Annotated in this window: 2 rRNA genes; both read left to right on the top strand. The window is 55.2% G+C overall.

The window, feature by feature from the left end:
• The first annotated feature begins 45 nt into the window (after window positions 1-45).
• Window positions 46-3,200, top strand: a 23S ribosomal RNA gene (locus CH262_RS10125).
• A 135-nt stretch (window positions 3,201-3,335) separates the two neighbouring features.
• A 5S ribosomal RNA gene (gene rrf, locus CH262_RS10120) occupies window positions 3,336-3,452 on the top strand.
• Window positions 3,453-3,454 lie beyond the last annotated feature (2 nt).

Below are 3,454 nucleotides of genomic sequence, written 5' to 3'. Positions count from 1 at the left end.
TGTGTGTGTTGTTTGAGAATTGCACAGTGGACGCGAGCATCTTTGTTGTAAGTAATGAAGAGCGTACGGTGGATGCCTTGGCACCAGGAGCCGATGAAGGACGTAGGAGGCTGCGATAAGCCTCGGGGAGCTGTCAACCGAGCTGTGATCCGAGGGTGTCCGAATGGGGAAACCCAGCACGAGTGATGTCGTGTTACCCGCATCTGAATATATAGGGTGTGTGGAGGGAACGTGGGGAAGTGAAACATCTCAGTACCCACAGGAAGAGAAAACAATAGTGATTCCGTGAGTAGTGGCGAGCGAAAGCGGATGAGGCCAAACTTTGTGCGTGTGATACCCGGCAGGGGTTGCGTATGGAGGGTTGTGGGGTTTGCATTGTCGATTCTGCCGGATCGGCCGACAGTGAGAAATTGTGGTGTTAGTCGAAGTGGTCTGGAACGGCCTGTCGTAGAGGGTGAGAGTCCCGTAGACGAAAACATTGCAACTGTCGTTGTGGATACCCAAGTAGCAGCGGGCCCGTGAAATCTGCTGTGAATCTGTCGGGACCACCCGATAAGCCTGAATACTCCCTGGTGACCGATAGCGGACTAGTACCGTGAGGGAAAGGTGAAAAGTACCCCGGGAGGGGAGTGAAATAGTACCTGAAACCGTGCGCTTACAATCCGTCAAAGCCGTCGAGCAGTTTACTGTTGGTGGTGATGGCGTGCCTTTTGAAGAATGAGCCTGCGAGTTAGTGGCATGTCGCGAGGTTAACCCGTGTGGGGTAGCCGTAGCGAAAGCGAGTCCGAATAGGGCGTATCCACCTTGTGTGGTGTAGTGGCGTGTTCTAGACCCGAAGCGGAGTGATCTACCCATGGCCAGGTTGAAGCGACGGTAAGACGTCGTGGAGGACCGAACCCACTTAGGTTGAAAACTGAGGGGATGAGTTGTGGGTAGGGGTGAAAGGCCAATCAAACTCCGTGATAGCTGGTTCTCCCCGAAATGCATTTAGGTGCAGCGTCACGTGTTTCTCACCGGAGGTAGAGCTACTGGATGGTCTAGGGGGCCTACAAGCTTACCGAAATCAGCCAAACTCCGAATGCCGGTGAGTGAGAGCGTGGCAGTGAGACTGCGGGCGATAAGGTTCGTAGTCGAGAGGGAAACAGCCCAGATCGCCAGCTAAGGTCCCTAAGCGTGTACTAAGTGGAAAAGGATGTGGGGTCGCGAAGACAACCAGGAGGTTGGCTTAGAAGCAGCCACCCTTGAAAGAGTGCGTAATAGCTCACTGGTCAAGTGATCCTGCGCCGACAATGTAGCGGGGCTCAAGTACACCACCGAAGCTGCGGCACTCACACAATAGCCCGCTGAATCCTTGCGAGGGTTCAGCCAGGTGTGTGGGTGGGTAGGGGAGCGTCGTGCAGCCATGGAAGCATCGGAGTGATCCAGGTGTGGAGGCTGCGCGAGTGAGAATGCAGGCATGAGTAGCGAAAGACGAGTGAGAAACTCGTCCGCCGAATGACCAAGGGTTCCTGGGCCAGGTTAATCCGCCCAGGGTGAGTCGGGACCTAAGACGAGGCCGACAGGCGTAGCCGATGGACAACGGGTTGATATTCCCGTACCCGTGTAACCGCGCCCATGGTGAATCAGTGACACTAACCACCCTGAATCCAGATGACTGATCTCTTTCGAGAGTGAGGCGTGTGGTGGATGCGTGGGACCTGATCTGGTAGTAGCCAAGCGATGGGGTGACGCAGGAAGGTAGCTGGGCCAGTCAGTGGTTGTACTGGTGTAAGCCTGTAGGGCGAACGGTAGGCAAATCCGCCGTTCACATAGCCTGAGAGGTGATGCGTAGCCGATTGAGGCGAATTCAGTGATCCTATGCTGCCGAGAAAAGCCTCTAGTGAGTTGTTACACGGCCCGTACCCCAAACCGACACAGGTGGTCAGGTAGAGAATACTAAGGCGATCGAGATAACTATGGTTAAGGAACTCGGCAAAATGCCCCCGTAACTTCGGGAGAAGGGGGGCCCCTGCCGGTGATGGAACTTGCTTCCTGAGCTGGTGTGGGCCGCAGAGACCAGTGAGAAGCGACTGTTTACTAAAAACACAGGTCCGTGCGAAGTCGTAAGACGATGTATACGGACTGACGCCTGCCCGGTGCTGGAAGGTTAAGAGGACCGGTTAGCCAGTAATGGCGAAGCTGAGAATTTAAGCCCCAGTAAACGGCGGTGGTAACTATAACCATCCTAAGGTAGCGAAATTCCTTGTCGGGTAAGTTCCGACCTGCACGAATGGCGTAACGACTTCTCAGCTGTCTCAACCATAGACTCGGCGAAATTGCATTACGAGTAAAGATGCTCGTTACGCGCGGCAGGACGAAAAGACCCCGGGACCTTCACTACAGCTTGGTATTGGTGTTCGGTTCGGTTTGTGTAGGATAGGTGGGAGACTGTGAAGCGGTGACGCCAGTTACTGTGGAGTCGTTGTTGAAATACCACTCTGATCGTATTGGATACCTCAACCTCGGACCATGATCTGGTTCAGGGACAGTGCCTGGTGGGTAGTTTAACTGGGGCGGTTGCCTCCTAAAATGTAACGGAGGCGCCCAAAGGTTCCCTCAGCCTGGTTGGCAATCAGGTGTCGAGTGCAAGTGCACAAGGGAGCTTGACTGTGAGACTGACAAGTCGAGCAGGGACGAAAGTCGGGACTAGTGATCCGGCACCGGCAAGTGGAAGCGGTGTCGCTCAACGGATAAAAGGTACCCCGGGGATAACAGGCTGATCTTCCCCAAGAGTCCATATCGACGGGATGGTTTGGCACCTCGATGTCGGCTCGTCGCATCCTGGGGCTGGAGTAGGTCCCAAGGGTTGGGCTGTTCGCCCATTAAAGCGGCACGCGAGCTGGGTTTAGAACGTCGTGAGACAGTTCGGTCTCTATCCGCCGCGCGCGTAAGAAACTTGAGGAAGGCTGTCCCTAGTACGAGAGGACCGGGACGGACGAACCTCTGGTGTGCCAGTTGTTCCACCAGGAGCACCGCTGGTTGGCTACGTTCGGAAGGGATAACCGCTGAAAGCATCTAAGCGGGAAGCCTGTTCCAAGATGAGGTTTCTCACCCCCTCGAGGGGGTAAGGCCCCCGGCAGACCACCGGGTTGATAGGCCAGAACTGGAAGTACAGCAATGTATGCAGGTGACTGGTACTAATAGGCCGAGGACTTACCACAAAGAAGCTACGCGTCCACTGTGCAATATCTGAAACAACACACGAGTAGTTGTTCAGTAACACAACCGAATACACGAATCCGCCACCCCACACGTGTGTGGGTGACAGGTTCGCTCGTGACACTGTTTCGCAGAGTTACGGCGGCCATAGCGGAGGGGAAACGCCCGGTCCCATTCCGAACCCGGAAGCTAAGCCCTCCAGCGCCGATGGTACTGCACTCGACAGGGTGTGGGAGAGTAGGACACCGCCGAACAC

The sequence above is a fragment of the Rhodococcus sp. 05-2255-1e genome (assembly GCF_002259025.1).
Classification (GTDB): Bacteria; Actinomycetota; Actinomycetes; order Mycobacteriales; family Mycobacteriaceae; genus Rhodococcoides; species Rhodococcoides fascians.
Note: the sequence above shows the minus strand (reverse complement) of the source record. Positions and strands in the feature narration are given on the sequence as shown.